We start from the raw sequence: 17,210 nt of genomic DNA on the forward strand, positions 1-17,210 counted from the left end.
TCTTACGATGAAAACCTTTCAAAAAGAAATGACTTTAAAACCGTATAAACGCGGCTTTCATATAATTACAGAGACTATTATAAGAGAGTTTTCTGAATTAAAACATATAAAAGTTGGCATGTTGCAGGTGTTTATTAAGCATACGTCGGCAAGTTTAACCATAAATGAAAATGCAGATCCTTCGGTGCGTGTCGATTTTGAAAGTCATATGAATGAGATGGTGCCCGAAAACCAACCGTATTTTATACATACTTATGAAGGTGCAGACGATATGCCCGCTCATATCAAATCGTCTATAATGGGTGCAAGTGTACAGATTCCCATCACTAATGGGCGATTAAATCTTGGTACTTGGCAAGGGATTTATTTGTGCGAACACCGTGATTATGGAGGTTCAAGACAATTGGTTGTTACGGCTTTTGGAGCTTAATAGACTGATGTGTATAGTCAGGTTTGCTCCATTAAGGATATATAGTAGCTATTCTTTGTTTTAAATGTTGCCTTGTAGAAGGTGATTTTGTTTTGCATTCGAGTGCGTTTTAAAGCGTATGAGATTTCTCGTTTCTGGGCCTATCATTGGAACTAGGGAGGTTTTGTAGAATACTACTTAGCGCTGTTTCTTAGCATCAATTAATTCTTGTAGTACGGTTTCAACACCCAGTGCGTCATTGCTTTTAGTTTCAAAACGGGCTGTAGCCTTTACATTGGGATGTGCATTTTCCATAGCATAACTAAAATAAGCACGGCCAAGCATTTCCAGATCGTTATTATAATCTCCAAAGACCATAGTTTCATCTTCGGTAATACCAAACTCGTCTTGCACTTGTTTTAAAGCAAAGCCTTTATTGGCATCGTGATGAGAGATATCTAACCAGTTTTGGCCAGAGACTTTTATTTTAAATTCATCTTCCAAGTGCTTTACTTTCGGGTAGATAAAAGCTTCAGAATCTTCGGTGTGATAAATAGCTAGTTTTAAGAATTCGTCATCGGTGACTTCGGTAAGATCGGCTACGGTATTAAACTCGGTGTAATATTCGCTTAACAATTTCGGGAAATGAATGTCTTCTGTTTCTATATAGGCTTTGTTTTTACCACAAAGTACAATAAATGTCTTATCGATGGTTCGTAGCAGTGGGAGTATAGCGTCTATTTTCTCTTTAGACAAGATGGTTTTAGCTAACTCTTTATCTCCTCGTTTTGTAAGTCCGCCGTTTTCTGCAATAATGGTGATTTCATTCTTAATGGCTTCAAGTTTTTCAACGATACTAAAATATTGACGGCCACTAGCGGCAATAAACTGAATATTATTGGCTTGTAGTTCGCGAAATAGATCATAGAAATTAGCACTCACTTCTCCTTTAGAGTTTAGTAAGGTGCCATCCATATCGGTTACTACGAGTTTCACTTGAGATAATTCCATATTGTGTCTTTTTATTAAGCTTCAAAAATACGGCATTAATTGGAGGTAAGGTGTTAAGTGGGTGTTATTTTCGGAGGATGTTTTTGGAGTGGTAACGTGGAATAGTGGTATAGTAGTTTGGTGGAGGAGTGGTTTAGTAGTTTGGTGGATTAGTGGTTTAGTTGTTTAGTGGGGGGATTGGTAAAGTGGAATAGTGGTGTAGTTGTTAGTGGGAGAGTAGTAAGGTGGAATAGTAGTTTAGTGGGTAAGTCGATTAGTGTGGTGGTTTAGTAGTTTATTGGAGTTGGTTTTTGTTTGTGATTCGAGGGATTCTTGTTTGGTTTTAATGTGAATAGATTCATTATTTGGGTAAGGTTTGGCTTCTCTTCGATGTAATCGAGGTGTTCAACTTAATCATCCGCTAAAAACAAGGGCTTGCGCCTTACGCACTAAAAACAATTTTGTTATATTAGCACGACTAAAAAAAGTGCAATTGAATTCTTCAAACCAATCCGAATTACCTTGGTTGTATACCATATCGCCTAAGCGAAAAGTTGTAGATCTTAATTTTAAAGAAATATGGAGGTATAAGGACTTATTATTCTTATTTGTAAAACGTGATATTGTAACGGTTTATAAACAAACCATTTTGGGGCCGTTATGGTATTTTATACAGCCTTTGTTTACGTCTATAATCTTCACGGTTATTTTTAATAATTTGGCTGCTATTCCTGTACAGCCTGGGGTGCCTGCATTTTTGTTTAACTTGGCGGGTATTACAGCATGGAATTATTTTTCAGCTTGTTTAACTGGTACCAGTGATACTTTTACAAAAAACCAGGCTATTTTTGGAAAGGTCTATTTCCCTAGAGTGATTATCCCCATGTCTATAGTCGTTTCGAATTTGGTGAAATTCGGTATTCAGATGTTAGTATTCATTGGTTTTTACCTATACTTTGTTAGTTTTACAGACAAGGCCTACGCCGCTAGGCCAGAGATTAGTCTGATACTATTGCCTGTTTTAGTCCTAATCATGGGACTATTGGGACTGGGATTTGGTATGATTATATCGTCTATGACTACAAAATATCGGGATTTAACCTTTTTAGTGGGGTTTGGAGTGCAATTGTTAATGTACGGATCGGCAGTGATGTATCCGTTATCTTATTTCGAAGAAAAATTACCTAGTATATCATGGCTCGTAGCCTATAACCCCATGACCATTGTTATCGAAGCCTTCAGACATATAATGTTAGGGGTTGGAGAGATCTCAACCATGCAAATTATTTATATCGGAGCCGTGAGTGTTTTGGTGTTTTTGCTAGGATTGATTGTGTTTAATAGTACGGAGAAGAAGTTTATTGATACGGTTTAGTGGTTGGTTGGTTTAGTGGTGTAGTGGGATAGTGGTTTTTGGATTAGTGGGGTAATGGAGTAGTGGTATAGTGGTATAGTTGGATAGTGGTGTAGTGGGGTAATGGTGTAGTAGGATAGTGGTTTAGTAGTTTGGTGGAGTTGTTAATTTTTAATAATTAAAATATGAATCATAAAGACTTAGATGTTTGGAAAGAATCTATGGTGCTGGTTACACAGATTTACCAGGTAACGAACCATTTTCCTAAGTCTGAAGTGTATGGTTTAACTTCTCAAATGCGACGGTGTGCAGTTTCCATTCCGTCTAATATCGCAGAAGGGAGTGGCAGAAATGGATTTAAAGAGTTATATCAGTTTATAGGCATTGCTATGGGATCGGCTAGTGAATTAGAAACGCAGGTGCTAATCGCCATACAATTAGAGTTTATAGAAAAAGAAGCGGCTATATTTTTAGAGCTTCAAATTGAAAGTGTTAAAAAATTATTGGTGGGGTATAGGAATTATGTTAAGCGTAGGTTGGAATAGTGGTGTAGTGGTTTTTTGGTTTAGTGGGATAGTAGTGTAGTGGTGTAGTAGTTAGATGGTGTAGTAGTTTAGTGGTTTTTTTGGTTAGTAGTTTAATGGTTTAGTAGTGTAGTGGATTAGTGGTTTTTTGGTTTAGTAGGATAGTAGTGTAGTGGTTTACTAGATTAGTGGTATAGTAGTTTTGTAGTGTCGTGGAATACCATTCCATATTTAAAGCTAGCAACGGATAAAGTAACAAGAAAATGATAACAATATTAATTACAGGAGGTGCGGGGAATATCGGTAGTAGCTTGGCGTATACTTTAGCTCAAGAACCCGATACCCAAATTGTAATCGTCGATAATTTGCTAACGGGGAAAATAGAGCATGTACCACAACTGCCAAATGTCCATTTTATTAATGCCGATGTTAATAATTACAAGGATATGTTACCTGTTTTTGGCAGGTTTGATATTAATTATGTGTTTCATTTAGCAGCGGTAGTCGGTGTAAAACGCACCCTTGAAAATCCGATAAACGTACTTCATGATATAGAAGGGATTAAGCATATTTTATGCTTGTCTAAAAACTCCGGGGTTAAGCGGGTGTTTTATTCTAGTTCGTCGGAAGTATATGGCGAGCCATTTGAGGTGCCTCAGCATGAAAATACCACCCCTTTAAATTCAAGATTGCCTTACGCTATTGTTAAAAATGTAGGAGAATCCTTTTTTAAAGCATACCAGCAACAATACGGATTGGACTACACCGTATTTAGATTTTTTAATACTTATGGACCACATCAAAGCGATGATTTTGTGGTGCCTCAGTTTTTACACGCTGCAAAACATAATAAACCGATAACACTATATGGCGATGGGCTACAAACCCGTTCATTTTGTTATATAAAAGATAATATAGATACCTGCGTTAATGCATACAAGCACAATTTATTTATTAATGATGTGCTCAATGTAGGAAACGATAAAGAAATTACGATACTGGAATTGGCACAACGCATACGCGCTTTTACTAAGTCAGAGTCCGAAATTATTCACCTACCAGCCTTAAAAGAAGGCGATATGAAACGTCGCTGTCCGGATATTACTAAAATGAGAAAAGTGTTAGACCGAGAATTGATTACTTTGGAAGAAGGATTGGGGATGATGGATTAGTAGTGTAGTGGGTTAGTAGTGTAGTGGTGTAGTTGTGTTGTGGTGAAGTAGTGTGGTGGAATAGTGGAAGAGTACTTGAAGTATTTAATAATAAAGAATTAAGATAAACAATTAGATATGTTAGTGTATCTATAAAAATAAAATTGAAACGGGTATGCTGGGGGTATTGGTGTAGTGGTATAGTGGTTTAGTAGTGTAGTAGTGAAGTGGTATAGTGGTTTAGTGGTTATTTGGAGCGGGGATTTGAAACTTATCTGTTATTATAATTTTACACCAATTTATTAATATGCCAGGAGATTATTTAACTATTACGCCGTTTTGAGGTCGTAGATTAAGGATTAAGAAACTAGTCAACGGGGATTAAAATTATATTATGAGACAAAGATTATTTATGATTCAACCATTACGCTTTTCGAGCATTATACAACTAGACATTTAATTAGTAAAATATGATCATTCTAAAAGCCGAAAATATAAGCAAACAATACCGTTTAGGGGTTATAGGTACGGGGACGATTAGTCACGACTTAAACCGTTGGTGGCACCACGTACGCGGTAAAGAAGATCCGTATTTAAAGATAGGGGAAGAGAATAACCGCAGTACTAAAGGGAATAGCGACTATGCTTGGGCATTAAAAGATATTAATTTTGAAGTACAACAAGGAGAAGTCCTAGGTATTATCGGGAAAAATGGAGCAGGGAAATCGACGCTTTTAAAAATATTATCTCGAGTAACGAGTCCGACTACAGGCGAAATTAAAACCCGAGGTCGTATTGCCAGTCTGCTAGAAGTAGGAACGGGGTTTCATCCTGAATTAACCGGTCGTGAAAACATCTATTTAAATGGTGCTATTCTAGGCATGACCAAGGCCGAAATTAAAGCCAAGGAATCTGAGATTATAGAATTTAGCGGGTGTGAACGCTATGTAGATACGCCTGTAAAACGCTATAGTAGTGGGATGCGTGTGCGTTTAGCCTTTGCTGTAGCTGCCTTTTTAGAGCCTGATATTTTAGTGATCGATGAGGTACTAGCTGTGGGTGATGCCGAATTTCAGAAAAAAGCCATTGGTAAAATGCAAGATATTAGTAAAAGCGATGGCCGTACCGTTTTGTTCGTGAGTCATAATATGGCTGCCGTTAAAAACTTGTGTACGCGGGCTATTGTTTTAGAGCATGGAAACACGGTGTTTGAAGGTGGGGTAGATGAGGCTGTGGATTATTATTTAAGCCAAAATAAAATGCAAGAAATGGTGCCTCTGAAAGCGCGGATAGATCGATCTGGCCAAGGTAATTTTTTGTTCACAGACATTGCAATATTGAATGAAAAAGGTGATGAACAATTTAATTTACTTTCAGGTGAATCCTATAGCATTCAACTTCACTGTAACACACAGATGAAACAGAGTAATCTAAAAATAAGATTGCAATTTATTGATAACAAAGGGAGTGTTAGGTTTTTGTGTAATAATTATTTTGTAGATACCAACGTATTGAATTTAGAAGCATCAAATGGCCATATTGTAGTTTTTTCTATTCCCAAATTCCCTTTACCGAAGGGAGATTATACCATTCAACTAACTAGTTTTAGCGCCGACGGTTTGCAAGATGATATTGAAAATGCTTTAAGTTTTAATGTTGTTGGAGGTGATTTTTTTAAGAGTGGAAGAGAACAGATTTCAAAAGAAGGCGTGCTGATTGATTATAAATTTAAACTCATAGATTAACAATGCTAAAGCTATTTAAAAGGCAAAAAGAACAAGTTTCATTTATATTTGGATGTCCTAGAGGAGGAACCACTTGGCTGTGGTCTCTATTAGAAACCCATGAGGATATCCTGCCATTTACAAATGGTATCGAAAAAGATTCAGAAGGATATTACGCTACTAGTGAGTCAGGGATTTATATAAAGGAGCCTAAAAAAGCAAAAAAAATTATAACCTCATTTTGTAAACATAATGAAGGCAAAATCGTTATTGAAAAAACACCACTGCACACATTAAAATATAGTTTAATAAAGAAGGATTTTCCCAATAGTAAAGATCTAGTTATTTTAAGAAATCCTGTGGCCATTGTTAATTCGATGTACTCTTCACAGATGGTGGCATTTGAAAATTACGATATAGACAAATCTATAGCAGAGGTTAAGAAATATTATGCTGTATTATCAGACATTATTAATAGAAATGCATCTCACATTGTTATTTATGAAAATTTATTAAAAGACACTAAAGAGGAATTTCTTAAAGTATTACAGTACCTCAATGTTTCCGATAAAAATGTAGATGCCATAATTTTAGAAAATCAAAATAAAACTAAAGTAAGTGTCTCTGGTGCATATAGAAAAGGACAGAGTGATTCCTTTAAAACGGATTTGTCTAAAGCCAATATATTATTGATAACAGAAGGATTACAAGAAGAGATTGCTTTATTTAATAAGTATCTTTAAGCATGAAAGCTATAATAAATATTTTAGTTGCTAATGCTAGATTAAGTAAATTAGGTGGCTCTGAAACTTTCACTTATACTCTAATAGAAGAATTAAAAAGTAGGAATAATATATATGTAGAGTATTTCACTTTTGAGAAGGGAGATGTTTCAGAGCGAATAGAACAAGAACTATTTGTTCAATTTATGTCCTTACCAAAGTATGACCTTATTTTAGCTAATCATTATACATGCATACATGAATTATATAAAAAAGGTTTTATTATTCAAACATGTCATGGAATTTTCCCTACTCTTGAACAACCTTATTTTCTAGCCGATGCTCATGTTGCCATATCGCAGGAGGTCAAAAATCACTTATGTAATTTAGGATTTGACAGTCGTATTATATATAATGGTATTAATACAAATAGATTTTATTCTAAAAAAGATATAAATAAACAATTGAATAAAGTTCTTAGTCTTTGCCATTCAGAAGAAGCTAACAATTTTATTAAAAGTGTTTGTGAAGATTTAAATATTAAATATCTCCAAGCTTATAAATTTGAAAATGCAGTTTGGAACATTGAGGACTCTATAAATAACGCAGATCTGGTCGTAGGGTTAGGCAGAAGTGCGTATGAAGCTATGGCTTGTGGGAGACCTGTAGTTATTTATGATAATAGAACCTATTTTGAATCTTGTGGAGATGGGTATGTTAAAGATAAATTAGATTTAAGTCTATTAAACAATTGCTCAGGTAGGTATTTTAAAATTAAATATAGCAAAGAGTCTTTAAAAGCAGAGTTTTTAAAGTTTAAAAAAGAGGATGGCGATTTTTTTAGAGCAGTAGCTTTAAAAAAATTTAATATAATTCATAATGTTGATCAATATTTAGACTTATGGAGTGATACTGCTGATAATAAATTTATTAATTACAAAATTAAATTAAAAAAAAAGTTTGGATTTATTAGTTCTCACATAGCATTTTTAATTTTGTTAAGCCACCTTCCTAAAGCGGAAAGGAAACGCACCATTTTAAGACAATATCCAGTACTATATAATTGGGGAGCAATTAAAAAGTTAATATTACTTAAAAAATAATTTCTTATAAAACTATTAACTATATAAATGTTAGCCATTATAATTCCATATTACAAGTATACTTTTTTAAAGGATACTTTAAAGTCTTTAGCAAATCAAACTGATAAGCGTTTTACAGTATACATTGGAAATGATGCTAGTCCAGAGAATCCACATGAACTAATCGAAGAGTTTAAAGGCCAGATGTCTATTGTTTATAAATCGTTTAGTGAAAATTTAGGAGGTACGTCTTTAGTACTACAGTGGAAACGCTGTCTGGCTTTAGTACAGAACGAAGAATGGATACAAATTTTGGGTGATGACGATATGATTTCTAGTAATTTTGTCGCTTCTTTTTATGAGGCATTTCCAAAAATAGAACAATACGGTGCAGAAGTTATACGGTGGTCTACGTATGTTGTTAATGAAAAAGGAGTTCAAACTTCGAAACAATTTGTACATCCAGAAAAGGAAACTGCGGTAGACTTTTTTGAAAGAAAATTTAGCAAAAAGACACGTAGCTCTTTGAGTGAATATGTGTTTAAAAAAGCTACCGTTTTAGAGAAAGGCTTTCAACCTTTTAATTTAGCTTGGCATACCGATGATATGGCGGTATTTGAATTTTCTAATAATCAATCTATTTATTCTATTAATACAGCTTATGTTTCTGTTAGAGTTTCGAAATTAAATATAACAGGAGATTCCCAACATTATGTAGCCAAAAATAAAGGGACTTTTCAGTTTATGGAATATCTTTTTCATAATTACTCTTATGTGTTTTCTACAAAGCAAAAACAGATCTTACTAAAGAAGCTTGAAATGGCCTATTATAATATACCTTCTTATAAGCGGTGGATTAAAGTCAATAAATTATACTATAATGCATTAGGAATTTATGGTACATTTGATTTTTTATTTAGAAATTTTAAAACAGGAGTGGCAAAGGTGCTAAAAAGAGTGCATGTGTTTAATACTGTGAAAAGATTAACAGCAAAATAAGTATTATTTAATGAATAATTTTTTTCTAGTTATACCTACAAGAGAACGTTTAGAGTGTTTAAAAAACTTATTAATAGATTTAAAAGCATTCAGTTCTTATATATCGCAGGTCGTTATTGTAGATCAAACAGAACCATGTATTGAAGACGCTTTAAAGGAATTACCTTTAAATTATGCCTATCAAGTTGTAAAAGGAGATAAGTCTAAAAGTGTTAATCATTCACGAAATTTAGCTTTAGAGCATTATAAAAATGAGGAATGGTTGTTTTTTTTAGATGACGATTTGAGAATACAAGAGTTAGCTTTTAAGAAGATCATAGAACATTTAACACCTAATATTATTGATGTATTAATACCAGGAATTGCCTTTGATGGTATGGATAAGGAGGATGTTAAGTATAGCAGTATGTTGGATACTATTGCCAAGCCAAACAATTTTTCTAAAGGGCGTTTTAGATTACAAGTGTGCTCAGGTTTAAATATCGTGAAATCTCAAACCTTTAAAGACGCAGGGTTTTATTTTGATGAAACCTATACCATTTGGGGGGACGATTGGGATTACGGCATGCGGTTATTACAGGCTGGAGCTAATATTTATTTCCAACCCGATATTTTAGTAGAACATTTACATGCGCCTATTGGCGGGCAACGTGATATGAAGAAACAAGTAAATGTTGCTTTAGAAAAAGAAATTTTATATTATTATTTCTTAAGAAAACATTTTTCTAGATATGTTTTAAAGCAACAATATTATACCAATATTATAATTGGTGTTAAACGTTTGATTAATAATTTAAATGTCACTCCATTAAAAAACACATTAAAGGGGTATAAATTATCAATAAAAAATTAAGGTATGAGAATAGGATTTAACCCTAATAAGGATAAACCTCTAAGTAAACATAATTTTTTTCATCAAGTTGTGGTTCCTGTTTATATTCCTCATATGAAAGACTATTTTAAAGATAGTTTATTAATACTTAAGTGTTGTTTGGGATCTTTAATTGAAACTACTCACGATAAAACTTATTTTACTGTAGTTAATAATGGAAGTTGTGATGAGGTTGTAAAATTTTTAGACGAATTAAAAGAAGAAGGTAAAATACATGAATTAATTCATACTACTAGTATTGGAAAAATAAATGCAATTGTAAAAGGTGTCGCTGGACATAAATTTGATTTAGTTAGTCTGGTTGATGGGGATGTTTTATTTGTTCAGGGGTGGCAAAATGCGACTTATAGAATATTTAATGCTTTTCCAAAGGCTGGTGTTGTAACTACGACACCAAATCCTAAATTAATAAAATACCATTCAAGTGCCTTGTTTTTTGATATGCTGTTTTCAAACTCCTTGAAGTTTTCAAAAGTAAAAGATCCTAAAGCACTGAAAATGTTTTCCGATAGTATAGGGAATAATAATTTGTATAAAGATATTCATTTAACTAAATATCTAACTATTAAATCTGTTACAGGGATTAATGCAGTTGTTGGTTCAGGTCATTTTGTTGCGACTTATAGAGGAGATTTATTTAAAACTTTGAATAATTCAAATGATGCGTATTTTTTAGGAGGAAATGCTGTAGAGCAACATTTAGATTACCCAATTGCTAAAAAAGGATTTTGGAGATTATCAACTCTAGATAATTATACGTATCACATGGGTAACACTTTAGAATTATGGATGGAAGAGTTCTTAAACGAGCAAAAACAATATAAAAATCTAGGTACGGAAGGACTTAAATTATCTGAATATAGGGAGTGTTCTGCTTTTGTTCGGTCGGTCCAAGGATTGTTTTCTAAGTTGTTTTTTAAAAAATATATTTGGAAATTATATTTAATGAATAAGGGACTCTCTAAATTTGAGGCAGAATCGTACTAATATGAAAACAATAGTAGTAATTCCAGCGCGAGGCGGGTCTAAACGATTGCCATTTAAGAATCTTTTAGCGTTAGACGGTATTCCTTTAATCGCTCATAGTATACGATATGCTATAGAACAATCTGAAATAGACGACGTGTATGTAAGTACTGATGATGTTGAAATAAAACGGGTGGCTATGTCTTATGGAGCAAAGGTTATAGATCGGCCAAAAGCGCTGTCGGGAGATTTAGAACCTACTATTAGTGCTTTGCAACATGTTTTAAATCAGTTAGGAGATGATACTATACATACTGTAGTATTATTACAACCCACTAATCCATTACGTCCTAAAACATTGTTTAAAGATATGTATTCACAATTTAAAGCTAAACATTGTGCAAGTGTATTCTCTGTAAGTCGTAATCACGACAAATTAGGTAAAATTGTAGATAATCAGTTTTTGCCATTTAATTATACACCGGGGCAACGGAGTCAGGATTTAGAACCCTTATACTTCGAAAATGGTCTATTGTATATCACAGATGTAAACGCTATTAATGCAGGAGAAATCATGACTAAAGATGCTTTACCATTTATTGTTAGTCATCCTTATGCCAAAGTTGATATAGATACTCAAGAAGATTTTGATTATGCTGAGTTTTTAATTAATAGGTACAGTAGTGAAGAATAAAATTTTTGACTCTGTAGTTATTTTATTTATTAATTAAATAGTTTAGTTAAACTCATATCTTTTTTCATAACCTTTATAAGTTCTGTGTTAAATAATTCAACTCCTTTTTGATTTAAATGATTGTTGTCGTAAAAATGTAGAGAGTCATTCAATTTTATTAATTTGTTGAAATTTACATATTTTGACCGTTCTGACATTATAGAATCAAATGTTTCATTGTTTGTATGACTATTATAAAAAGACCTTGTTATAGGAGCTTGTACTAATATATAAGGTTGCTCATTTTTTTCCAAAAAGTCTAAAATATCTTTGAATGCCTGAATTTGATAGGGCTTAAACTTCCATTTGGAGTCTTTGTAACTGGAATACTTAAAATATGCGTTTTTCCTCTCTAAAAAACCTCCTTTAATATAATTTGGATTAGAAATTATATTGTTTTTTTTCGAGTTATCATTCTCTATGTGTTTTTTAAAAAAGTTGTAAATAAATAGGTTGTATATTTTTAAGTTGTTTATAAGTCTAGCAGATTTAAAGGATTTTAAATCATTTAAAATAAAATCAATACCACTTTCTGCTCCATCTGCGCAAAAAACCGCCGGATATACTTCAAATACAACTAACTTAGGGGAAATCTCATCCAGATACGTGCTTAAAATTAATTCAGTTTGTATTGGAGTTTGAGAGGATGAACCCAGATTAAAGGATGTGAAATTATTTTTTTTAAATAATCTAACGTCAAAACCTCGATAAGCATGTGAAGATCCTAAAAATAAAATATCAACATTCTTATAATTTTCTATTTCAGATAATTTTCTTCTTAACAGGTTTGATGAATTTATGTCATCGGGCAAATTTGGTCGAAAATCAGATCGCAAAAGCTTACCAGATATTACAACTAAACCAAAGTATGAAATAGTTGAGATAATAAAAAAGTATAGAATATTAGTTAGAAACCTTTTCATAAAATTTTAAAATTGAAAGTAAATAAAAGGCGTTTCATTAGTCACCATAAACATTCCTAAACTATATATTAAGAAGCAGTAAAAACTCCATCTAATAAATCGATTCTTGTTTAATAAAAATTTTTCTATTGCATATTTGTTTTCACGACCTAGCCATTCTATAAACATAAAACATAAGATTAATAAGTAAATGGGTTTTACAAAATCATCATTTGAAAAGACGGGAAATTGAAATAAAGTTAGTGACGCTATTTGATTTATATAATTTATAGCATGACTCAAGTTTTCTGCTCTAAAGAAAATCCAAGCCAATACCGTTAATCCAAATGTTAGCGTTATAGATAGAAATTCTTTTAAACTTGGTAAGTACTTGCCTTGAGCAACAATATCTAGATTGTTCCGGTTATTCCCAGAAAGTAACATGGGTAAAACATAGATAGCATTTAAAGCGCCCCAAACTATAAAGGTCCAATTGGCGCCATGCCAAAAGCCGCTTACTATAAATATGATAAATACGTTTCTGACCTGATTCCATTTAGATCCTCTAGAACCACCTAGCGGAATGTACACATAGTCTCTAAACCAAGTGGATAATGATATATGCCAGCGTCGCCAAAATTCGGCCATATCTCTGGAGAAATAGGGTGTGGCAAAATTCTGTTTTAAATTAAATCCAAACAATCTGGAGGTTCCAATGGCAATATCAGAATATCCAGAGAAGTCTCCATAAATTTGGAATGTGAAAAATACTGCCCCTAATAATAAAGTGCTTCCTGAGTATGTATCGTAATTATTAAATATATCGTTAGCATATTGTGCGCAATTATCGGCAATAACTATCTTTTTAAATAAGCCCCAAAGTATTTGTCGCATACCATCAACTGCTTTTGCATACTGGAATGTTCTCTTTTTATAAAATTGGGGTAATAAATTTGAAGCTCGTTCTATTGGGCCTGCCACCAATTGAGGAAAGAAACTTACAAAAGCGGTAAAAGCCACGAGATCTTTAGTGGGGTCTAGTTTTCTCTTATACACGTCTATGGTGTAACTTAAGGTCTGGAACGTATAGAAACTGATTCCCACAGGTAGTATTATATTTAAGGTATTGGCTCGTATTTTAGTACCGAAGAGAGAAAAGGCTTCAATAAAATTGTCTAGAAAGAAATTGTAGTATTTAAAGAAGCCTAAAAAGCCCAAGTTAATTAATATGCTGGTCCACAGTAATATTTTACGTTTAGTCTGGTGTTTTTGTTTAGATAAGGCCACACCAATAGCGTAATCTACAATGGTGCTAAACGCTATTAAAGATAAAAATCGCCAGTCCCACCAACCATAAAAGACATAGCTCGCTATTACAATTAATACATTTTGTAGTTTTAAACTTTTATTACAAACAAACCAATATAAAATAAAAACAATAGGCAGAAATATGGCAAAATCTAAGGAATTGAATAACATTTAAAATTTGTGATTAAAAGCGAATTGCTAATATATTATAAGTATTAGGAAAATTATAAGTAAAACTTCTATTTTACCATCTGTATATTATTTTTTAATCTGCTTTATTCCTTTATTACAATTTCTTATGTTTACCTCATAGATTAAACGTTATTATACATGAATCCATATATAGAAATTTCAGGCCGAAAAATTGGTCAAGATTATCCGCCATTAGTTATTGCAGAAATAGGAATTAACCATGAAGGTTCTTTATCAGTGGCTAAAGCCATGGTTGATGCTGCATATCGGGCTGGGGCTGAAATGATAAAACATCAAACACATATCGTAGCCGATGAAATGAGTGGTGCTGCTAAAAAAGTGATCCCTGGAAATGCTGATATATCGATATACGATATTATGGCACGATGTGCTTTAAACGAAGCCGATGAATTGGCTCTAAAAACGTATGTTGAAAGTAAGGGAATGATTTTTATTTCTACCCCATTTTCAAGAGCTGCAGCCGAGCGTTTAAAGCGCTTTGATATTCCTGCCTATAAAATTGGATCTGGAGAATGTAATAATTATCCGTTACTAGAGCATATTGCACAATTTGGTAAGCCTGTAATTTTAAGTACAGGTATGAATACGATAGAGAGTGTGAAAAAAGCAGTCGCTATTTTTGATAAATATGACGTGCCCGTTGCTTTATTGCATACCACTAATTTATATCCGACTCCTATCCATTTGGTGCGTTTTGGAGCGATGCAAGAATTACACGATGCTTTTCCTGATAAAGTCTTTGGGTTAAGCGATCATACCCTAAATAATAATGCGTGCTTAGGGGCTGTAGCTTTGGGGGCGAGTATTTTAGAACGTCATTTTACAGATCATATGCAACGCACTGGTCCGGATATTATTTGTAGTATGGATGAGCAAGCGTGTAAAGATCTTATAGTAAACAGTGCGGAAATGGCACAAATGCGAGGCGGCACCAAGGCACCAGCAAAAGAAGAACAGGTAACTATAGATTTTGCTTTTGCTACCGTATGTACTATTGCTCCGGTTAAAAAAGGGGAGGTGTTTACTAAGGACAATATTTGGGTAAAACGCCCGGGGACGGGTGAGATTCTTGCAGAGCAGTTTGATGATATTCTAGGTAAAAGTGCTAAGGTTGATTTACCTGATGATGTGCAGTTGAGGTTGGAAGATGTGGAGTAGAAGGACACACCCCCGGCCCCTCTCGAGAGGGGAGTTGGATTGCGGTTTTTTAAGTGATTAGTAGGGTGTGATTTTGATTCTTGTTTTGTTTTAGGGTATAGTGGACACACCCCTGGCCCCTCTCAAGAGGGGAGTTGGATTGCGGTTTTTTTTAGTGATTAGTAGGGTGTGATTTTGATTCTTGTTTTATTTTGTTTTTGGGTATTGTGGACACACCCCCGGCCCCTCTCAAGAGGGGAGTTTGATTGCGGTTTTTTTTAGTGATTAGTAGGGTGTGATTTTGATTCTTGTTTTATTATATTTTAGGGTGTATTGGACACACCCCCGGCCCCTCTCTAGAGGGGAGTTGGATTGCGGTTTTTTTTGGTGATTAGAGGAGTTTGGTTGTGATTCTTGTTTTATTTTGGGGTATAGTGGACACACCCCCGGCCCCTCTCAAGAGGGGAGTTGGATTGCGGTTTTTAAAGTGATTAGTAGGGTGTGATTTTGATTCTTGTTTTGTTTTAGGGTGTATTGGACACACCCCCGGCCCCTCTCGAGAGGGGAGTTTGATTGCGGTTTTTTTAGTGATTAGTAGGGCGTGAATTTGATTCTTGTTTTATTTTGTTTAGGGTATTGTGGACACACCCCCGGCCCCTCTCGAGAGGGGAGTTGGATTGCGGTTTTTTTTAGTGATTAGTAGGGTGTGATTTTGATTCTTGTTTTATTTTGTTTTTGGGTATTGTGGACACACCCCCGGCCCCTCTCAAGAGGGGAGTTGCATTGTGGTTTTTAAAGTGATTAGGGGAGTTTGATTGTGATTCTTGTTTTATTTTGTTTTGGGTATTGTGGACACACCCCTGACCCCTCTCGAGAGGGGAGTTGGATTGTGGGTTTTTTTTATTGATTGGGAGGGTGTGATTGTGATTCTAGTTTTATTTTTGGGTGTATTGGACACACCCCTGGCCCCTCTCTAGAGGGGAGTTTGATTGCGGTTTTTTTAGTGATTAGTAGGGTGTGATTTTGATTCTTGTTTTATTTTGGGTATAGTGAACACACCCCTGGCCCCTCTCGAGAGGGGCATTTGATTGCGGTTATTTTAGTGATTTATTCTGCTTATTATATAGACCTATAAATTTCAGGGTTTGAGTATTCTCCTCTAGAGAGGGGTTAGGGGTGTGTTATATGCAAGAGTAAGCAATACCAAGTATGTCCTAATAAAATTGTAAATTTAGGTGTAAACCTAAATACGCTATGAAAAAGCGAAAGATTATTCCTTACGACCCAAAGTTAAAAGCCTATGCTAGATCGCTGAGAAACAACTCTACTAAGGCAGAGATTTATTTATGGTTAAAACTTAAAGGTAAACAAATGCATGGCTACGATTTTCATAGGCAAAAACCAATTGATCGCTTTATAGTTGACTTTTTTTGTTATGAATTGATGTTAGCGATTGAGGTAGATGGTTTTACTCATGAACCTATTGAAGTACAACGTAAAGATGAAATTAAAGAAAAGAGATTGAATCAACTAGGCGTATCTGTATTACGTTTTACCGATACAGAGGTTAAAACTCAGATGGAAAGTGTGCTTCGGGCGATTTTAGATTATATTGAGGATTATGAGAAAGAGATGTAGATGAGTTCTTGTGAAGTGGGACACACCCCGGCCCCTCTCTAGAGGGGAGTTGCATTGCGGTTACTTAAGTGATTATTAGGGTGTGATTGTGGTTCTTGTTTTATTTTGTTTTAGGGTGTATTGGACACACCCCCGGCCCCTCTCGAGAGGGGAGTTGCATTGTGGTTTTTAAAGTGATTAGGGGAGTTTAATTTTGATTCTTGTTTTGTTTTTGGGTATTGTGGACACACCCCCGGCCCCTCTCGAGAGGGGAGTTGGATTGTGAGTTTTTTTTATTGATTAGGGGAAAGTGATTTTGATTCTTGTTTTGTTTAGGGTATAGTGGACACACCCCCGGCCCCTCGCGAGAGGGGAGTTGCATTGTGGTTTTATAAGTGATTTATTCTACTTATTATATTGGCCTGTATATTTTAGGGTTTGAGTATTCCCCTCTAGAGAGGGGTTAGGGGTGTGTTATATCCCCAAG

16 protein-coding genes are annotated in these 17,210 nt (G+C 34.4%); 13 read left to right on the plus strand and 3 right to left on the minus strand.

Going from position 1 to position 17,210, the window contains the following annotated elements:
• Nucleotides 1-7 precede the first annotated feature (7 nt).
• Nucleotides 8-430 carry a secondary thiamine-phosphate synthase enzyme YjbQ gene (locus tag ACKC83_RS10205; protein WP_434035412.1) on the plus strand — a complete coding sequence of 141 codons (423 nt, stop codon included), beginning with the start codon at nt 8-10 and terminating at the stop codon, nt 428-430.
• A 177-nt stretch (nt 431-607) separates the two neighbouring features.
• On the opposite strand, the gene ACKC83_RS10210 is transcribed toward ACKC83_RS10205, so the two are convergent.
• Nucleotides 608-1,420 carry an HAD family hydrolase gene (locus ACKC83_RS10210; RefSeq protein ID WP_414037165.1) on the minus strand — a complete coding sequence of 271 codons (813 nt, stop codon included), beginning with the start codon at nt 1,418-1,420 and terminating at the stop codon, nt 608-610.
• 472 nt (nt 1,421-1,892) lie between these two features.
• Between ACKC83_RS10210 and ACKC83_RS10215 the strand changes: the two genes are divergently transcribed.
• From ACKC83_RS10215 to ACKC83_RS10260, 10 genes are all read left to right on the plus strand, one after another.
• The gene (locus tag ACKC83_RS10215; protein ID WP_414037164.1) at nt 1,893-2,774 is read left to right on the plus strand and encodes an ABC transporter permease; all 882 of its coding nucleotides are present in this window, start codon (nt 1,893-1,895) and stop codon (nt 2,772-2,774) included.
• Nucleotides 2,775-2,938: 164 nt separating this feature from the next.
• The gene (locus ACKC83_RS10220) at nt 2,939-3,298 is read left to right on the plus strand and encodes a four helix bundle protein (RefSeq protein WP_434035413.1); all 360 of its coding nucleotides are present in this window, start codon (nt 2,939-2,941) and stop codon (nt 3,296-3,298) included.
• Between the two features lie 242 nt (nt 3,299-3,540).
• Nucleotides 3,541-4,449, plus strand: coding sequence for an NAD-dependent epimerase/dehydratase family protein (locus tag ACKC83_RS10225; RefSeq protein ID WP_434035414.1), 909 nt, complete (start codon nt 3,541-3,543; stop codon nt 4,447-4,449).
• Nucleotides 4,450-4,898: 449 nt separating this feature from the next.
• Nucleotides 4,899-6,173: an ABC transporter ATP-binding protein gene (locus ACKC83_RS10230; protein WP_434035415.1), complete on the plus strand. Its 1,275-nt coding sequence runs from the start codon at nt 4,899-4,901 to the stop codon at nt 6,171-6,173.
• A gap of 2 nt (nt 6,174-6,175) precedes the next feature.
• Nucleotides 6,176-6,895, plus strand: coding sequence for a sulfotransferase family protein (locus ACKC83_RS10235; protein WP_434035416.1), 720 nt, complete (start codon nt 6,176-6,178; stop codon nt 6,893-6,895).
• Between the two features lie 2 nt (nt 6,896-6,897).
• Nucleotides 6,898-7,977: a glycosyltransferase gene (locus ACKC83_RS10240; RefSeq protein WP_434035417.1), complete on the plus strand. Its 1,080-nt coding sequence runs from the start codon at nt 6,898-6,900 to the stop codon at nt 7,975-7,977.
• Nucleotides 7,978-8,004: 27 nt separating this feature from the next.
• Complete coding sequence (locus tag ACKC83_RS10245; protein ID WP_434035418.1) at nt 8,005-8,955, plus strand: glycosyltransferase family 2 protein; 951 nt, start codon at nt 8,005-8,007, stop codon at nt 8,953-8,955.
• A gap of 10 nt (nt 8,956-8,965) precedes the next feature.
• On the plus strand, nt 8,966-9,808 hold the full coding sequence (locus ACKC83_RS10250; RefSeq protein WP_434035419.1) for a glycosyltransferase family 2 protein: 843 nt from the start codon (nt 8,966-8,968) through the stop codon (nt 9,806-9,808).
• 3 nt (nt 9,809-9,811) lie between these two features.
• Nucleotides 9,812-10,834, plus strand: a complete 1,023-nt coding sequence (locus ACKC83_RS10255) for a glycosyltransferase family A protein (RefSeq protein ID WP_434035420.1) — start codon at nt 9,812-9,814, stop codon at nt 10,832-10,834.
• Nucleotide 10,835: 1 nt separating this feature from the next.
• Nucleotides 10,836-11,507 (plus strand): cytidylyltransferase domain-containing protein, encoded by a 672-nt coding sequence (locus ACKC83_RS10260; RefSeq protein ID WP_434035421.1) that lies wholly within the window; start codon nt 10,836-10,838, stop codon nt 11,505-11,507.
• A gap of 29 nt (nt 11,508-11,536) precedes the next feature.
• Here the strand turns inward: ACKC83_RS10260 and ACKC83_RS10265 are convergent, their stop codons facing one another.
• A complete protein-coding gene (locus ACKC83_RS10265; protein WP_434035422.1) occupies nt 11,537-12,469 on the minus strand; it encodes a hypothetical protein in 933 nt (310 codons plus the stop codon).
• A 6-nt stretch (nt 12,470-12,475) separates the two neighbouring features.
• Nucleotides 12,476-13,927, minus strand: a complete 1,452-nt coding sequence (locus ACKC83_RS10270) for an MBOAT family O-acyltransferase (RefSeq protein ID WP_434035423.1) — start codon at nt 13,925-13,927, stop codon at nt 12,476-12,478.
• Between the two features lie 159 nt (nt 13,928-14,086).
• Here ACKC83_RS10270 and ACKC83_RS10275 point away from each other — a divergent pair, with 159 nt between their 5' ends.
• Together ACKC83_RS10275 and ACKC83_RS10280 are read left to right on the plus strand one after the other, a co-directional pair.
• Nucleotides 14,087-15,127 (plus strand): N-acetylneuraminate synthase family protein, encoded by a 1,041-nt coding sequence (locus ACKC83_RS10275; protein WP_434035424.1) that lies wholly within the window; start codon nt 14,087-14,089, stop codon nt 15,125-15,127.
• Nucleotides 15,128-16,360: 1,233 nt separating this feature from the next.
• Nucleotides 16,361-16,744 carry an endonuclease domain-containing protein gene (locus ACKC83_RS10280; RefSeq protein WP_434035425.1) on the plus strand — a complete coding sequence of 128 codons (384 nt, stop codon included), beginning with the start codon at nt 16,361-16,363 and terminating at the stop codon, nt 16,742-16,744.
• Nucleotides 16,745-17,210 lie beyond the last annotated feature (466 nt).

It is taken from the genome of Formosa bonchosmolovskayae (assembly GCF_051016085.1).
Classification (GTDB): domain Bacteria; phylum Bacteroidota; class Bacteroidia; order Flavobacteriales; family Flavobacteriaceae; genus Formosa.